Source organism: Marinobacter sp. (assembly GCF_033722195.1).
Taxonomy (GTDB): Bacteria; Pseudomonadota; Gammaproteobacteria; order Pseudomonadales; family Oleiphilaceae; genus Marinobacter.
This window is the reverse complement of sequence record NZ_JAWVZL010000011.1, coordinates 1-16449: the sequence shown is the minus strand read 5'-3', so window position 1 is coordinate 16449 and position 16449 is coordinate 1. Positions and strand designations below refer to the sequence as shown.

Below are 16449 nucleotides of genomic sequence, written 5' to 3'. Positions count from 1 at the left end.
ATTTATTTGTAGCGTGCAGTACAGCGCCGGCACTCAGAGACAGAGGTATTTCAATGGCAGTTGAAAGAAACGGCAGAAGCGACGATAACGGCAAGTTGCTGTACTGCTCGTTTTGTGGCAAGAGCCAGCATGAAGTCCGGAAGCTCATCGCAGGGCCTTCGGTGTTCATCTGTGACGAGTGCGTCGACCTGTGCAACGACATTATCCGGGAGGAAATCCAGGAGAGCGCCCAGGAAGATACTCGTGACCGGCTGCCCACACCGTCTGAAATCCGGGACACGCTCAATGAGTATGTGATCGGGCAGGACCGTGCCAAGGTCGTGCTCGCGGTTGCGGTCTACAACCACTACAAGCGCCTGCGCTACGGCGAGGGCAAGGCCGATGTGGAGCTGGGCAAGAGCAACATCCTGCTGATCGGTCCCACCGGTAGCGGCAAGACCCTGCTGGCGGAAACCCTGGCACGGGTGCTGAATGTGCCCTTTACCATCGCCGACGCCACCACCCTGACCGAAGCCGGTTATGTGGGTGAGGACGTGGAGAACATCATCCAGAAGCTGCTGCAGAAGTGCGACTACGACGTGGACAAGGCCCAGCGCGGCATTGTCTACATCGACGAGATCGACAAGATCTCCCGCAAGTCGGACAACCCCTCCATCACCCGGGATGTGTCCGGTGAAGGTGTGCAGCAGGCCCTGCTGAAGCTGATCGAAGGCACCGTGGCCTCGGTACCGCCCCAGGGTGGCCGCAAGCATCCCCAGCAGGAGTTCCTGCAGGTGGACACCGGCAACATCCTGTTTATCTGCGGCGGCGCCTTCGCCGGCCTGGACAAGGTGATTCAGGCCCGCTCCGAGCGCAGCAGCATCGGCTTCTCCGCCTCGGTGGTGAGCCAGGACGACCGCAAGAACACCGGCGACATCATCAAGGACGTGGAAACCGAGGACCTGGTGAAATACGGTCTGATCCCGGAGTTTGTCGGTCGTCTGCCGGTGGTGGCAACACTCACCGAACTGGACGAGGCGGCGCTTATCCAGATCCTGACCGAACCCAAGAACGCGCTGACCAAGCAGTACCAGAAACTTTTCGACATGGAAGGTGTCGAACTGGACTTCCGGGAAGATGCGCTCCGGGCCGTTGCCCGCAAGGCCATGGATCGCAAGACCGGTGCCCGTGGTCTGCGCTCCATCATGGAGGCGACCCTGCTGGATACCATGTACCAGATCCCGTCGGAGCATGGCGTGTCCAAGGTGGTGATCGACGAAAGCGTGATCAAGGGAGATTCCGAGCCCTTCAAGATCTACGCCAACAGCGATCACGCCAAGGCCGTGCCGGAAGACTGACCGGTCTACAACATCCAGCAACAAAAAAGGGCGATAACGCCCTTTTTTTTCACCCGCTTTTCAGCCAGCGTTAGGGGTGGGGCAGTGCCGCAAGGGCCAGTTCCGGTGCTTCAGGGGTCGATCCCCGAACTGGCCAGGATGCCGCCGGCCCATACGATTGCAATCGCGCCCGCTGCCCCAATTAAGGGTGTTAAGCTGAAAGAACTGTCATTAGAGGATTCCATATGACCCTGACCTCCGAAGTGTCTGTCACTGACTACCCCATGCTCCCATTGCGGGACGTCGTGGTTTTCCCGCACATGGTGGTACCGCTGTTTGTCGGACGTGAAAAATCCATACAGGCACTGGAAGCCGCGATGGAGGGCAGCAAGGAGATCCTGCTGGTTGCCCAACGTGATGCCGGTACCGATGAGCCGGGCCCCAAGGACGTATTTGGCGTGGGCACCCTGGCCACCGTCCTGCAGATGCTGCGGCTGCCTGACGGCACCGTGAAGGTGCTGGTGGAGGGTAATGCCCGGGCCCGGATCGACAGCATCGCCGAGGGTGAGTTCCTTACCGGCCGTGCAGTGGTGCTGGAGGAGGACTCCCTGCCGGAGCGGGAAGAGGACGTCCTGGTCAAGACCCTGACCGAGGAGTTCGAGAAGTACGTCAAGATGTCCAAGAAAGTGCCGTCGGAGGTGTCCAACGCCCTGACCGGCATCCACGAACTGGAGCGCCTGGCGGATACCATGGCGGCGCACCTGGAGCTGCGCATTCCCGAGAAGCAGGAACTGCTGGAAGCGCTGGACGTCCGCAAGCGGGTGGACCTGCTGCTGGGCAAGCTGGATGGCGAGATCGACCTGATCGAGGTGGAGAAGCGCATCCGCGGTCGGGTCAAGAAGCAGATGGAGCGCAGCCAGCGCGAGTACTACCTGAACGAGCAGATGAAGGCCATCCAGAAAGAGATGGGCTCCATGGGTGAGGGCAACAACGACTTCGAGGAGCTGGAACAGAAGCTCGAGGAAGCCGGTCTGCCGGAAGAGGCCCGCAAGAAGACTGAGGTGGAGCTCAACAAGCTCAAGATGATGTCACCCATGTCCGCCGAAGCCACGGTGGTGCGGGGCTACATCGACTGGATGCTGGCGGTGCCCTGGAAGAAGCGCAGCCGGGTCCGTCACGACATCGAGAAAGCCCGCGAGATCCTGGACGAGGATCACTACGGCCTGGACGAGGTCAAGAAGCGGATCCTGGAGTACCTGGCAGTCCAGAGCCGGGTCAAGAAGGTCAAGGGCCCGGTGCTCTGCCTGGTGGGACCGCCCGGCGTCGGCAAGACCTCCCTGGGTCAGTCCATCGCCCGTGCCACCAACCGCAAGTACACCCGCATGGCGCTGGGTGGCGTCCGTGACGAGGCAGAGATCCGCGGTCACCGCAAGACCTACATCGGCGCGCTGCCGGGCAAGCTGCTGCAGAAGCTGTCCAAGGTGGGGGTGAAGAACCCGCTGTTCCTGTTCGACGAGATCGACAAGATGGGCATGGACCATCGCGGCGACCCGGCGTCAGCGCTGCTGGAAGTACTGGATCCGGAGCAGAACCACACCTTCAACGACCATTACCTGGAGGTGGACTACGACCTCTCCGACGTGATGTTCGTGTGTACCTCCAACTCCATGAACATCCCATCGGCGCTGCTGGACCGGATGGAGATCATCCGCATCCCCGGCTACACCGAGGACGAGAAGGTCAATATCGCACTCAAGTATCTGCTGCCCAAGCAGATCAAGGCCAACGGCCTGCGCAAGTCGGAGCTGGAGCTGCCGGAGCAGACCCTGCGGGACCTGATCCGCTACTACACCCGTGAGGCCGGTGTGCGTGGCCTGGAGCGGGAGATTGCCAAGATCTGCCGCAAGGTGGTCCGTGAGCACGTGGAGAGCGGTGAGAAGACCCCGATCCAGCTGACCTCCGACATGCTGGAGGACTACTCCGGCGTGCAGAAGTACAAGTACGGCCTGGCGGAAGAGAAGAACCAGGTGGGTCAGGTCACCGGTCTGGCCTGGACCCAGGTGGGCGGCGAGCTGCTGCACATCGAGTGCGCGCTGACCAAGGGCAAGGGCCGGGTGGTCAAGACCGGCTCCCTGGGGGATGTCATGCAGGAGTCCATCCAGGCCGCCCTGACCGTGGTCCGCAGCCGGGCCGTGGGGCTGGGGATCCCGGAGGATTTCCACGAGAAGCATGACCTGCACGTCCACGTTCCCGAGGGTGCCACGCCGAAAGACGGCCCCAGCGCCGGTATCGGCATGTGCACCGCGCTGGTGTCCGCACTGACCAACATCCCGGTCCGTGCCGACGTTGCCATGACGGGTGAGATCACCCTCCGTGGCCGGGTGCTGCCCATTGGCGGCCTCAAGGAGAAGCTCCTCGCGGCCCATCGTGGCGGCATCAAAACCGTGGTGATTCCTGATGAAAACGTTCGGGATCTCAAGGAGATACCGGAGAACATCAAGCAGTCCCTGGAGATCCGTCCGGCCAAGTGGATCGACGAGGTGCTGGACATCGCCCTGGCCTATCCGCCGGCTCCGCTGGCAGAAGGTGCCGCCACCGATTCGGCCTCGGGCAAACCGAGGGACGAGGAAGGCGACAGTGCGGAGCGTATAAATACACATTAAACCCCGAGCGTCTTGTTGACATGCGAGAGAGCCCATTGGTATAACTGTTTCGCCGTGAAGCAGCCAATACCAAGGGCTCCCGCGCAGTAGGCGTCTGTTGTTCCCGTCGGAAAATAGCCGCAAGGAATAAGAAAGCCGAAGAATGGAATTCTCCGACCGCTTGTGCGATAGTCGAGAACGTCCAAGAAAAACAAACCAACCTATAACATCTTCAACCTGAAATCGAAGGGGTTTAGTGTGAACAAGTCCGAACTTATCGATGCAATTGCCGAGTCCGCAGACATCTCCAAAGCCAGCGCCGGTCGTGCCCTGGATGCCATGATCAATTCCGTTACCGACGCACTGAAGAAAGGCGACCAGGTAACCCTGATTGGTTTCGGTACCTTCTCCGTCAAAGAGCGTGCTGCCCGTACCGGTCGCAACCCGCAGACTGGCGCTGAAATCAAGATTCCGGCCTCCAAAGTGCCTGGTTTCAAGGCAGGCAAGGCCCTGAAAGACGCCGTCAAGTAACGGTTTCTTTCGCCAGGCAGTTGCCATCGGGGCGACTGCTGGAGCGATCCCCCGGAATGACCCATCGGATTCACAATGTTCGGGACGGTAGATGCCGGTAGAGGTTGCTTGAAAGAAAGTCGAGGCGCATTCCATAACGGGTGCGCCTTTTTACGTTCAGAGGGTCCCGCTCCGGACCGCGGCACAGCCTGGTGCTCGCTCCCGGAGGCCTTGGGGACTTCTGGCTTTATCCGATTCCACAGAGAGGCCTGACGCTGGCCGATCCGCTCCCCCGGCGTGATATTCCGCCGCCACCGGGGCCTGGCACCAGCGATCTGGGAGGAACATGCTTCAAGATATCCGTGAGAACGCCCAGGGCACCATTGCCAAGATCATCATCGGGTTGTTGATTGTCGCCCTGTCCATGTTTGGTGTGGATGCCATCATCGGCGGCTTTTCCGGTGAGCCGGAAGTGGCCACGGTCAACGACCAGGAAATCACCGAACGCGAATTCAATCGTGTGCTGCAGATGGAACGCCAGCGCCGGCTGTCCGAAATGCAGACCCCTGATCCCTCCCTGCTGGACGATGATCAGATTCGCCGCAGTGTGCTGGAGGCGATGATCCTGGAAACCGTTCTGACCCAGGACGCCCAGCGCCAGGATCTGGCCCTGTCGGACGCGGATATCGACCGCCTGATCACCCAGATGCCCCAGTTCCAGGTGGATGGCCAGTTCAACCGTGACCGGTTCGTGGCCGTGATCCGCAACATGGGAATGGGCCCGCTGGAGTTCCGCGAAGCCATGCGCCGCCAGTACGTGGTCAACCAGATCCGCGGCGGCATCCTGGAGAGTGGCCTGGCCAGTCCCCAGGCGGTGGAGCACCTGCTTCGCATGCAGTACCAGACCCGCGATTTCCGCACCTTCACGCTGACCCCTGAGCTGGTGGCCGATCAGGTCAATGTGACCGAAGCGGACGTCGAGGACTACTACCAGAACAACCCCGGCGAGTTCATGCAGCCGGAGCGGGTGGATGCCGCCTACATCGAGCTGTCCCTCGACCGCATCGCCGAGGATATCGAGATCAGCGAGGACGAGCTGCGGGAGGTCTATCAGAACCGCGCCAGCGAACTGGCGGGTGAGGAGCGCCGGACCGCCCATATCCTGATCGAGGACGGCGACGAAGCCGAAGCCACCATTGCGGAAATCCAGGAGAAGCTGGCCGCCGGTGCCGAGTTTGCCGAGCTGGCGCGTGAGTATTCCGATGACCTGGCCTCCGCCGAGGATGGCGGTGATCTGGGCTATGCCGGCCGTGGCGTGTTCGACGGTCCCTTTGAGGAAACCATGTTCGAACTGGAGGAAGGGGAAATCTCCGAGCCGGTGGAAACCGCCTACGGGACACACCTGATCAAGCTGCTGGATGTGCGCAAGACCGAGCCACCAAGCTTTGAAGCCATGAAAGACGAGCTGCGTCAGGAGCTGGCACGGGAGCAGGCGGTAACCCGCTTCGCCGAGCTGCGCACCCGCCTGGCGGATCTTGCCTACTCCGAGGACAACCTGCGGGTGCCGGCGGAGGAGCTGGGCCTGGAGGTCAGGACCCGCAGCGGTATCACCCGGGACGGCGGTGAACCGCCTTTCGATCACCCCGGCCTGATGCGTCAGCTGTTCTCCGATGACGTGCTGCAGGATGCCTATAACACCGAGGTGATCGACGTGGCGGAAGATACTTCCGTGGTGGCCCGGGTGCAGGAATATTTCCCGGCGGCCCAGCAGCCCCTGGCAGAAGTGCAGGACGAGATCCGTCAGCAGCTGCAGGCGCGTCGCACCGAGGAGGCCCTGGCGCAGCTGGGGCGGGACCTGATTGCCCGTCTGCAGGACGGCGAGGCGCTGGCAGACCTTAATGTGCCGGTGGACAGCTGGCAGAGTTACCAGGATGTTGCCCGTACCAGCACCGAGATCAGTGCGCCGGTTCTGGAGCGGGCATTCGAGCTGCCCCGGCCGGAGTCCGAGTCACCGAGCTACGGGCTGACCGGTTACCAGGACGATCTGGTGGTGATTGCGCTGGATGAGGTCACCGACGGCGATGTTTCCGAGCGTCAGGACGAGGTGGATCAGTGGCAGCAGTTCATCGCTTCCCAGATGGCCCAGCGGGAATACCTGGCTTACCGGGAGCACCTGCGGGAGCAGGCGGAAGTCGAGCGCCCCTAGGGGCAGGCCCGTCGGCACAGGTTGACGGGTGCGCTGTGACAAAGAACGGGGCCGATTGGCCCCGTTTTTTGTCCGTGGTCCGGCGGATTATTCCGGACGCAGGCGGGTGGCTTTGAGGCTGTCCTTGATCTTCTTCAGGTGGTGCTGGAAATCCTTGCCCCGCTTGAGGGTCACGCCGGTGGCCAGGATATCGATCACGGTGAGGTGAATGATGCGGGAGGACATGGGCATATAGACCTCGGTGTCTTCCGAGGCCGTGATTTCCAGGGCGACGGTACAGCTGTGTGACAGCGGCGAGTCCGGCGCGGTAATGCCGATCACGGTGGCGCCGTTGGCCCGGGCGATCTCGGCAATGTCGATCATTTCCCGGGTGCGACCGGTGTAGGAAATCACCACGATCACATCACCGGTACTGGAGCCGGCCGCCACCATTCGCTGCATCAGGGCGTCGTCATAGCTCATCACCGGTATGTTGAAACGGAAGAACTTGTGCTGGGCGTCCATGGCCACCGGCGCCGAGCCGCCCATGCCGAAGAAGTTGATCTGCTTGGCCTGGATCAGGTGATCAATGGCCAGCTCCAGGGCCCGGGGCGAGAGCGCCTGGCGGGCCTTGTCCAGGCTGGCGATGGTGCTCAGCACGATCTTGTCGGCGAACTCGGCCACGGTATCGTCCGGGCTGATGTTCTGGCCCACGTAGGGGGTGCCGGTGGCGATGCTCTGGGCCAGCCGGATCTTGAAATCCGGAAAGCCGGTGGCGGAGAAACTGCGGCAGAACCGGTTGACGGTTGGCTCGCTGACATCCGCCGCCCGGGCCAGGGCGGCAATGCTGTACCGGGTCGCCGCGGTGGGGTCCCGCAGGATGGCCTCGGCGACCTTGCGTTCGGATTTGTTGAGGCTGTCGAGCCGGTCCTGGATAACCGCTAGGACATTATCGTCCTGGTGCGCATTCTTGGCTGCCATGGCAGTGACTTCTCCTTTCCCGCGGGGTATTCATTCCCCTTCTGGCGCGGGATTATACCGCGTTTGGCGATAAAAAGCGGTAGTAAAAATATCATGAAACCGTCAACGGGATTGGATTCCGAGCGAATATCTGCCATTATTTTAATAAAATTACTACAAATCCATGCCAGACGATGAGCCGGAGCGCCCGGGCCCAGAGTCGGCAACCCAGAGACACGGAGAAGAGAGACAGATCCATGGTCGACAAGAGCGAAAACCGCTGTGACCTGATGATGTTCGGTGCCTTGGGGGATCTGGCCCAGCGCAAGCTGTTCCCGGCCCTGTACCAGCTTGAGCGGGTGGGGCTGCTGGCTCGTGACACCCGCATCCTGGCCCTGGCCCGGGACCCGCAGGACACCGCCTCGGTGCGCCGGCAGTTGGGGGAGCGCATCCGGCACTATGTAAAGCGCGAGGAGCTGGAGACCGACATTCTGGACCGCTTCCTCGACCGCATCGATTACCTCTCGTTCGACTTTTCCGATAGCCAGGGCTACCAGCGCCTCAACGATTGGCGGGCCAACGGCGGCGGTGCGCTGATTGTCTACATGGCCACGCCGCCCTCCATCTACGGCATGATTGCCCGCCACCTGAGAGACCAGGGCTGCTGCAACGAGCAGACCCGGGTGGTGGTGGAGAAGCCCATCGGCCACGATCTGGACTCCTCCCGGGTCATCAATGACCAGCTGGCGGAGGTTTTCAACGAGAACCAGCTCTTCCGCATCGACCACTACCTGGGCAAGGAAACGGTCCAGAACCTCATTGCCCTGCGTTTCGCCAACAACCTGTTCGCCACCCAGTGGAACCAGAACCACATCTCCCATGTGGAGATCACCGTGGCCGAGAGCGTCGGCATTGAAGGCCGCTGGGGCTATTTTGACAAGGCCGGACAGATGCGGGACATGGTGCAGAATCACCTGCTGCAGCTGCTCTGCCTGATCGCCATGGATCCACCCTCGGACCTGTCCGCCGACAGCATCCGGGATGAGAAGGTCAAGGTGCTCAAGGCCCTGCGCCCGATCACCTCCGACATGATGGAAACCCACCTGGTGCGCGGTCAGTACACTGCCGGCACCAGCAACGGCAAGCCGGTACCGGGGTATCTGGAAGAGGATGACGCCACCAAGGGCAGCACCACCGAAACCTTCGTGGCGCTGAAGGCGGAAATCCACAACTGGCGCTGGTCCGGGGTGCCTTTCTACATCCGTACCGGCAAGCGGCTGCCGGAGAAGCTCTCCCAGATCATCATCCACTTCAAGCCGGCGCCCCATTACATCTTCGATCCTGACCAGAAGCATCTGGCCAACAACAAGCTGATCATCCGGCTGCAGCCGGACGAGGGCATGGAGCTGCAGATCCTCACCAAGGACCAGGGGCTGGACAAGGGCATGCGCCTGCGCCAGGGGCCGCTGGAACTGACCTTTTCCGAGACCTTCAACGCCAGCCGCATTCCGGATGCCTACGAACGGCTGCTGTGGGAGGTCATGAAGGGCAACCAGTACCTGTTCGTCCGGCGCGACGAGGTGGAGTACGCCTGGCGCTGGGTGGACCAGGTCATGTCCCACTGGCAGGATCATGCCGCCCATCCCAAGCGTTATGCCGCCGGCACCTGGGGTCCGGTGGCGTCCATTGCGATGATCACCCGCGACGGCAGGAGCTGGTATGAAGACGCCTGAGATTGCCTGGCCCCACGGCGTGCTGCCGGTACTGGGAGAGGATGCCGAGCAAATCGCCGGCCAGCTGGCCAGCCGCATAGCCGAGGCGCTGCAGGCGGTCCTCAGCCGTGAGCCGAGGGCAAGCCTCGCGGTCTCCGGCGGCTCCACGCCGGTGGGGTTGTTCCGGGCCCTGAGCCGCAAACCGCTGGACTGGGCCCGGGTGAATATCACCCTGGCGGACGAGCGCTGGGTAGCTGAGGACGATCCGGCCAGCAACACCCGCCTGGTGAGGGAGCATCTGCTGCAGGGCCCGGCGGCAGCGGCCCGGTTCTTTGGTCTGAAGCAACCCCGGGCCACGGCTCAGCAGGGCCAGCCCGACTGCGAGCAGGCGCTGGCGGACCTGAAGTGGCCGCTGGATGTGCTGGTACTGGGCATGGGCAACGACGGCCATACCGCCTCGCTGTTTCCGGACGCCCCGGAACTGCCCCGGGCGCTGGACCCTGGCAACCCGGACGTCACGATTGCCGTCAACCCCCCCAGCCAGGCCCAGCCCCGCATTTCACTGACCGCGGCAGCCCTGGGCCGCGCGCGCCTGGTCTTTCTGCACATCCGCGGGGAAGACAAGCTGGACACCCTGCGCCAGGCCCTTGCCAGGCCTGAGCAGACCGCCGCCATGCCGATCCGGCTGTTTCTGAGGCCGGGCTTGCAGGTGTTCTGGAGCCCCTAGCCGGAGTCTGGCCGAGGAACAGGGAATTCTTACTCAGGAAACAGAAGGGATAGCACCCATGTCATCATTGTCCATGCAGCATCGCCATCAGGTCCAGTCGGTTCTGGCGGCCTGTCCGCTGGTTCCAGTCATCAGCATCCAGGATCCGGCACACACCCTGCCGCTGGCCGGCGCGCTGGTGGAGGGAGGCATCAGGATACTGGAGGTCACCCTGCGCACTGAGCACGGCCTGGGCGCGATCCGCCAGTTGCGCAAGGCCTTTCCGGATGTATGGGTCGGTGCCGGCACCGTGGCCCAGGTCAGCCAGTACCGCCAGGCCGAGGCGGCGGGGGCCCAGTTCGTGATTACCCCCGGTGTCACCCGTGAACTGCTGGAATTCGGCATGACCGCGCACGCGCCGTTGCTGCCCGGAGTCTCCACCATTTCCGAGATGATGTTAGGCTATGCGCTGGGTTATCGGGAATTCAAGTTCTTCCCGGCCGAGGTGGCGGGCGGTATTCCGGCCCTGAAGGCCTTTGCCGGGCCCTTCCCGGACGTGTCTTTCTGCCCCACCGGCGGGGTCCGTCGTGAAACCGCCCGGGACTACCTGGCGCTGGCCAATGTAGCCGCCGTGGGCGGCACCTGGCTGACGCCCCGGGAGTCGGTGGAGGCCGGCGACTGGGCGGCCATCAGCGAGCTGGCGGCAGGAAGCCTGGCGGACCTCTGATGGCGTACAGGAGTATGGATGTTCAGATCTTGTTGTTACGCCGGGCCCTGGCGCCTGGTGGTGGTACTGGCCCTGACGGTGGTGTTCTCGCTCCCGGTCGGCGCCAGCCCGGACTTTAGCGGTTATGACAGTGTGGAGGCGCGAAAACAGGCGTTCTTCGAATACTTCCTGCCCCTGGTGAAAGAGCGTAACCGGGAAATCCTGGAAACCCGGGAAAAGCTTGTGCAATGGCGCCAACGGCCGGGCTCCGTTGAAGGCTGGAGCCGTGACCGGGTGGAGGCCATTGTGGCGGATTACGAAGTCAGCGATTTTGATCCGGACAGCGAGCGTTCATGGCAGCGCCTGTTGCGGCGGGTGGATGTGATCCCGCCTTCGCTGGCGCTGGCCCAGGCGGCCAAAGAGAGCGGCTGGGGACAGTCCCGGTTCGCCCGGCAGGGCAACAACTATTTTGGCCAGTGGTGCTTCGAGAAGGGCTGCGGCCTGGTGCCCCGGGAGCGGGGTTCGGACAGCAGCCACGAAGTGGCAGTATTCAGTTCGGCGGAAGAATCGGTTGATGCCTACATGCGCAACCTCAACCGCCACCCGGCCTACAGCTCGTTCCGCGCGCTCAGGGCCAGGATGCGCCAGCAGGACGAACCTATTTCCGGAGCCGCTCTCGCCGACGGCCTGGAGGACTACTCGGCCCGGGGGGAGAAATATGTGACCCGGCTGCGGGATCTGATTCGGTTTAATGAACTCAGCCGGCACGACCGGGAGAGCTGACGCCAAAACCCGTGCGGTTCGACAAAAAAAGCCCGGCTCAACCAGCCGGGCTTTTTTGTGGATGGAATCGGAGCCGGTTACTGGATCTCGCTGCCCACCCGGACGATCTTCATGGTGTTGGTGCCACCCTGGGCGTTGACGTAGTCGCCCTTGGTCATCACCACCAGATCGCCTTCGCTGACCACACCGTGTTTCACCAGTTCGGCGATGGCGCTGGCATTGATCTCTTCGTTCGGCAGGGACTGGGAGTCGAACGGAATGCTCTGGACGCCACGATACAGGACTACCCTGTGCTGGGTGCTGTGATGCCGGGACATAGCGAAGATGGGCAGGCTGGACTTGATGCGGGACATCATCAGCGGCGTCGCGCCGGTCTCGGTCAGGCAGATGATGGCGGCCACCCCCTCCAGGTGATTGGCGGCGTACATGGCGGACAGGGCGATGGCCTCATCCACCTTTTCCATGGATTCGTGAATCCGGTGCTTGGAGGTATGGGTGGAGGGATGCTTCTCGGCCCCGATGCAGATCCGCACCATGGCCTCGACCGCTTCCTTGGGGTAGTCCCCCACCGCGGTCTCCGCCGACAGCATGACCGCGTCGGTGTAGTCGAAGGCGGCATTGGCCACATCCGACACCTCGGCGCGGGTGGGCATGGGGTTGTCGATCATCGACTCCATCATCTGGGTGGCGGTGATGACCACGCGGTTCAGCGAGCGGGCCCGGTTGATGATGTGCTTCTGCACGCCCACCAGCTCGGCGTCGCCAATCTCCACCGCCAGGTCGCCGCGGGCCACCATGACCGCATCGGAAGCCTCGATGACCCGGTCCAGGGCCTCGGTGTCGTGGGCCAGTTCGGCGCGTTCGATCTTGGCCACCAGGCCGGCGGAGGAACCGGCTTCCTTGAGCAGTGCCCGGGCCGTGTGCATGTCCTCCGCGGTCCGCACGAAGGAAACCGCCACGTAGTCCGCGCCCAGCTCGGCGGCGGTCTTGATGTCCTGCTTGTCTTTCTCGGTGAGGGCGTTGGCCGAGAGGCCGCCGCCGCGCTTGTTCAGGCCCTTGTTGTTGGAGAGGGGGCCACCGATCAACACCCGGGAAGTGATGCTGTGGTCGTCCACCGCTTCCACGGTCATCTCGATGCGGCCGTCATCCAGCACCAGGATATCGCCGGTCTTGACGTCCTGGATCAGCTGTTCGTAGTCGATGCCCACCCGCTCCGAGGTGCCGGCTTCCTTGTCCATGCTGGCATCCAGCACGAAGGTCTGGCCGGGCTTGAGGGTCACCTTGTTGTCGGCGAAGCGGGCGATGCGCAGCTTGGGGCCCTGGAGATCCGCCAGCAGAGCGACGAACCGGCCCTGGGCCTTGGCGGCCTCACGGACATTGCGGGCGCGCTGGATGTGGTCTTCGGCGCTGCCGTGGGAAAAGTTCAGACGGGTGACGTCGACACCGGCCTTGATGATGGCGGCCAGTGATTCGGGGGAGTCGGTTGCCGGACCCAGGGTGGCGACGATCTTGGTACGCCTTAGCATTGTTATGTCCTTCTTACGGTGTCGGTGCATGGCGATAAACGAGGCAGCCGGATCCTGGCCCAGCTGCTCCTGTCGGCAAGAATTATCCGGCAGCTTTCATCAACGCCAGGGTATTGTCCAGCATGCGGTTGGAAAAACCCCACTCATTGTCATACCAGGCCATGACTTTGGCGTGACGGCCGATCACCCGGGTGTGGTTGGAATCGAACACGCTGGACAGGGCATTGTGGTTGAAGTCCACGCTCACCAGCTTCTCGCTGTTGAAGCCCAGCACCGAATTGTTGCCGGCGGCGGCTTCCACCACCTTGTTGATTTCCTCAACGCTGGTGTCGCGGCTGGGCACAAAGGTGAAGTCCACCAGGGACACGTTGATGGTGGGCACCCGCACGGCGAGGCCATCCAGCTTGCCGTTCAGCTCCGGAATCACCTTGCCGATGGCGGCGGCGGCGCCGGTCTTGGTGGGAATCATCGACTGGGTAGCGGAACGGGCGCGGTAGAGATCGCTGTGGTAGACGTCGCTCAGCTTCTGGTCGTTGGTGTAGGAGTGAACGGTGGTCATCAGGCCGGTCTCGATACCGATGGTCTCCTGCAGCGCGGCCACCACCGGTGCCAGGCAGTTGGTGGTACAGGAAGCGTTGGAAATAATCTCGTGGTCGGCGGTCAGGGTGTCGTGGTTGACGCCGTAGACGATCATGGCGTCGGCATCGGCCGAGGGTGCTGAGATGATCACCTTGCGGGCGCCGGCCTTGAGGTGGCCCTCAGCCTTGGCGCGGGAGGTAAACAGGCCGGTGCACTCCATCACCACATCGACGTGGTAGTCTTTCCAGGGCAGCTGGGCCGGATCCTTCACCGCGGTGATGCCGATACGGTCGCCGTTGACGCTCAGGGATTCGCTGTCATGACTGACCTTGGCGCTGAAACGGCCGTGGACGCTGTCGTACTTGAGCAGATGGGCATTGGTTTCGGCGTCTCCCAGGTCGTTGATGGCCACCACCTGGATCCGGTCACGGTAGTTGTTCTCGTAGAGGGCGCGGAGGACATTCCGGCCAATGCGCCCGAAACCGTTGATTGCAATGCGAATAGTCATGATAAGGCTCCACTGGTTACCGTGTTTTGTTGTTGATGTAGTAAATATAACAACAAATGATGAATTAATGAACGTCAAACGGTGAAAAAACGAAAAAAAGAAAGTAAACTTACAGTAATTATAACGTGAAAATCGCTCTGGATTCAGGAGGCAAGCCATGCACCCGACGGTTGATAAAGTGACCCGCCGCATCATTCAACGCAGCCAGGACAGCCGGCAGGACTACCTGGACCGTATGACCGCCCTGAAGCGGCAGTCCCCGCAACGGGAAGTACTGTCCTGCGGCAACCTGGCTCACGGTTTCGCGGCCTGCCAGCCGGCGGACAAGGACACCCTGAAACTGATGAGCAAGGCCAACCTGGGCATCGTCACCGCCTACAACGACATGCTGTCGGCCCATCAGCCCTACGAGCGTTTTCCCGATATCATCCGCGAGGCGGCCCACGGCATGGGCTCGGTGGCCCAGGTGGCCGGCGGCACCCCGGCCATGTGCGACGGTGTCACCCAGGGCCAGCCGGGCATGGAACTGAGCCTGTTCTCCCGGGATGTCATCGCCATGAGCACCGCGGTGGCGCTCAGTCACAACATGTTCGACGCCGTTGCCCTGTTGGGCATCTGCGACAAGATCGTGCCGGGGCTGCTGATCGGCGCACTCAGCTTTGGCCATCTGCCGGCGGTGCTGATTCCCGCCGGGCCCATGCCGTCTGGGTTGCCCAACAAGGAAAAGCAGCGGATCCGCCAGCTCTACGCCGAAGGCAAGGTGGGCAAGGATGAGCTGCTGGAAGCCGAGAGCCAGTCCTACCACAGCCCGGGCACCTGCACCTTCTACGGTACCGCCAACAGCAACCAGCTGCTGGTGGAAGTCATGGGCCTGCACTTGCCGGGGGCGGCCTTTGTCAATCCCGGTACGCCTCTGCGGGACGCGCTCACGCGGGCCGCCACCGAGCAGGTGATCCGGCTGTCCCAGCCCAACGGCGGCGAGCTGGGGCTGGCGGATATGGTGGATGAGAAGAGCATCGTCAATGCCCTGGTGGCGCTGCTGGTGACCGGTGGTTCCACCAATCACACCATTCACTGGATCGCCATTGCCCGGGCTGCCGGTATCCTGGTGGATTGGAACGACTACGCCGAGCTGTCCTCGGCGGTACCCTCCATGACCCGCATCTATCCCAATGGCCAGGCCGATGTGAATGCCTTCCACCAGGCCGGCGGCACACCTTTCCTGATTCGCGAGCTGCTGGATGCCGGCTACCTCCACAATGACGTGCAGACCCTGGTGGGCCATGGCCTTGAGCGTTACACCCGCATGCCCGAGCAGGACAACGGCAAACTGGTCTGGAAACCGGCGGTTACCAGCAGCGGCAACCCTGGTGTGCTCAGCAGTGCCCGTGAACCCTTCGCGCCGGATGGGGGCCTGCGGGTGCTTGCGGGCAACCTGGGGCGCGGGGTGATCAAGGTGTCCGCGGTGGCCCCGGAGCACCACCGGGTGGAGGCCGAGGCCGTGGTGTTCGACGACCAGAACCAGCTGGCGGTGGCATTCGAGGCCGGTGAGCTGGACCGGGACTGCGTGGTGGTGGTGCGGTTCCAGGGCCCCAAGGCCAATGGCATGCCGGAGTTGCACAAGCTAACGCCTTACCTGGGGGTGCTGCAGGATCGGGGCTTCCATGTGGCCCTGGTGACGGACGGCCGCATGTCCGGCGCCTCAGGCAAGGTGCCGGCCGCCATCCATGTCTACCCGGAGGCCCTGGACGGGGGCCTGTTGGCCAAGGTGCGCAACGGTGACCGGATCTGTCTGGATGCGGCAAATGGCACTCTCACGGTTGATGTAACCGAGCAGGAACTGGCTGAGCGGACGCCGGCGAGGGCGGATCTTGCGGCCTGCCACACCGGTCTTGGCCGCGAGCTGTTCGGCTGGATGCGCCGTGCCGCCAGCAGCCCGGAAGAGGGTGCCAGTTTCTTCTGGAATCACAACGCATGACGGCCGGTGACTATGCCCTGGTCGGGGACATTGGCGGCACCAACGCCCGTTTCGCCCTGGTGCGCGACGGCTCGGTGACCCTGGAGCAGATGGCAACCCTGGCCTGTGCCGATTATCCGAACCTTGACGCCGCCGTTCGGGACTACCTGGTCCGGGCCGCCTTGGAAAAGGGCGCGGCCGTGATGTCCGCCTGCCTGGCGGTGGCCTCGCCGGTAGGCGCAGACGAGGTACGGATGACCAACAGCCACTGGTCTTTCAGTGTGGCGGCCCTGAAAGCCGAATTTGGCTGGCGGCTGTTCAAGGTGGTCAACGATTTCACCGCCATGGCACTGGGGGTG

At 62.7% G+C, this 16449-nt stretch carries 13 protein-coding genes; 10 read left to right on the top strand and 3 right to left on the bottom strand.

Annotation, left to right across the window (positions count from 1 at the left end; genetic code table 11):
• Positions 1–53 precede the first annotated feature (53 nt).
• From clpX to R3280_RS03630, 4 genes are all read left to right on the top strand, one after another.
• Positions 54–1337 carry an ATP-dependent Clp protease ATP-binding subunit ClpX gene (gene clpX / locus R3280_RS03645; protein ID WP_318997223.1) on the top strand — a complete coding sequence of 428 codons (1284 nt, stop codon included), beginning with the start codon at positions 54–56 and terminating at the stop codon, positions 1335–1337.
• A gap of 224 nt (positions 1338–1561) precedes the next feature.
• Positions 1562–3979: an endopeptidase La gene (lon, locus tag R3280_RS03640; RefSeq protein WP_318997222.1), complete on the top strand. Its 2418-nt coding sequence runs from the start codon at positions 1562–1564 to the stop codon at positions 3977–3979.
• Positions 3980–4216: 237 nt separating this feature from the next.
• Positions 4217–4489, top strand: a complete 273-nt coding sequence (hupB, locus tag R3280_RS03635; RefSeq protein WP_318997221.1) for a nucleoid-associated protein HU-beta — start codon at positions 4217–4219, stop codon at positions 4487–4489.
• Positions 4490–4814: 325 nt separating this feature from the next.
• The gene (locus tag R3280_RS03630) at positions 4815–6674 is read left to right on the top strand and encodes a SurA N-terminal domain-containing protein (RefSeq protein WP_318997220.1); all 1860 of its coding nucleotides are present in this window, start codon (positions 4815–4817) and stop codon (positions 6672–6674) included.
• 87 nt (positions 6675–6761) lie between these two features.
• On the opposite strand, the gene hexR is transcribed toward R3280_RS03630, so the two are convergent.
• Positions 6762–7634, bottom strand: coding sequence for a transcriptional regulator HexR (hexR, locus tag R3280_RS03625; protein WP_318997219.1), 873 nt, complete (start codon positions 7632–7634; stop codon positions 6762–6764).
• A gap of 236 nt (positions 7635–7870) precedes the next feature.
• Here hexR and zwf point away from each other — a divergent pair, with 236 nt between their 5' ends.
• The 4 genes from zwf to R3280_RS03605 are packed head-to-tail and all read left to right on the top strand — an operon-like array spanning position 7871 to position 11520.
• Positions 7871–9346 (top strand): glucose-6-phosphate dehydrogenase, encoded by a 1476-nt coding sequence (zwf, locus tag R3280_RS03620; protein ID WP_318997218.1) that lies wholly within the window; start codon positions 7871–7873, stop codon positions 9344–9346.
• Complete coding sequence (gene pgl / locus R3280_RS03615) at positions 9333–10052, top strand: 6-phosphogluconolactonase (RefSeq protein ID WP_318997217.1); 720 nt, start codon at positions 9333–9335, stop codon at positions 10050–10052. Before zwf ends, pgl begins: the two co-directional genes overlap by 14 nt.
• A 58-nt stretch (positions 10053–10110) precedes the next feature.
• Complete coding sequence (locus R3280_RS03610; protein WP_318997216.1) at positions 10111–10758, top strand: bifunctional 4-hydroxy-2-oxoglutarate aldolase/2-dehydro-3-deoxy-phosphogluconate aldolase; 648 nt, start codon at positions 10111–10113, stop codon at positions 10756–10758.
• An 18-nt stretch (positions 10759–10776) separates the two neighbouring features.
• On the top strand, positions 10777–11520 hold the full coding sequence (locus tag R3280_RS03605; protein ID WP_318997215.1) for a glucosaminidase domain-containing protein: 744 nt from the start codon (positions 10777–10779) through the stop codon (positions 11518–11520).
• A 77-nt stretch (positions 11521–11597) separates the two neighbouring features.
• Here the strand turns inward: R3280_RS03605 and pyk are convergent, their stop codons facing one another.
• Both pyk and gap read right to left on the bottom strand, forming a co-directional pair.
• Complete coding sequence (gene pyk, locus R3280_RS03600) at positions 11598–13046, bottom strand: pyruvate kinase (protein WP_318997214.1); 1449 nt, start codon at positions 13044–13046, stop codon at positions 11598–11600.
• Between the two features lie 82 nt (positions 13047–13128).
• Positions 13129–14133, bottom strand: coding sequence for a type I glyceraldehyde-3-phosphate dehydrogenase (gene gap / locus R3280_RS03595; protein ID WP_318997213.1), 1005 nt, complete (start codon positions 14131–14133; stop codon positions 13129–13131).
• A 157-nt stretch (positions 14134–14290) separates the two neighbouring features.
• On the opposite strand from gap, the gene edd reads away from it, so the two are divergent.
• Both edd and R3280_RS03585 read left to right on the top strand, forming a co-directional pair.
• Positions 14291–16111, top strand: a complete 1821-nt coding sequence (edd, locus tag R3280_RS03590) for a phosphogluconate dehydratase (RefSeq protein WP_318997212.1) — start codon at positions 14291–14293, stop codon at positions 16109–16111.
• Positions 16108–16449, top strand: a 342-nt coding sequence (locus R3280_RS03585) for a glucokinase (protein WP_318997211.1), incomplete at its 3' end; no start/stop codon positions are given. The genes edd and R3280_RS03585, both read left to right, overlap by 4 nt.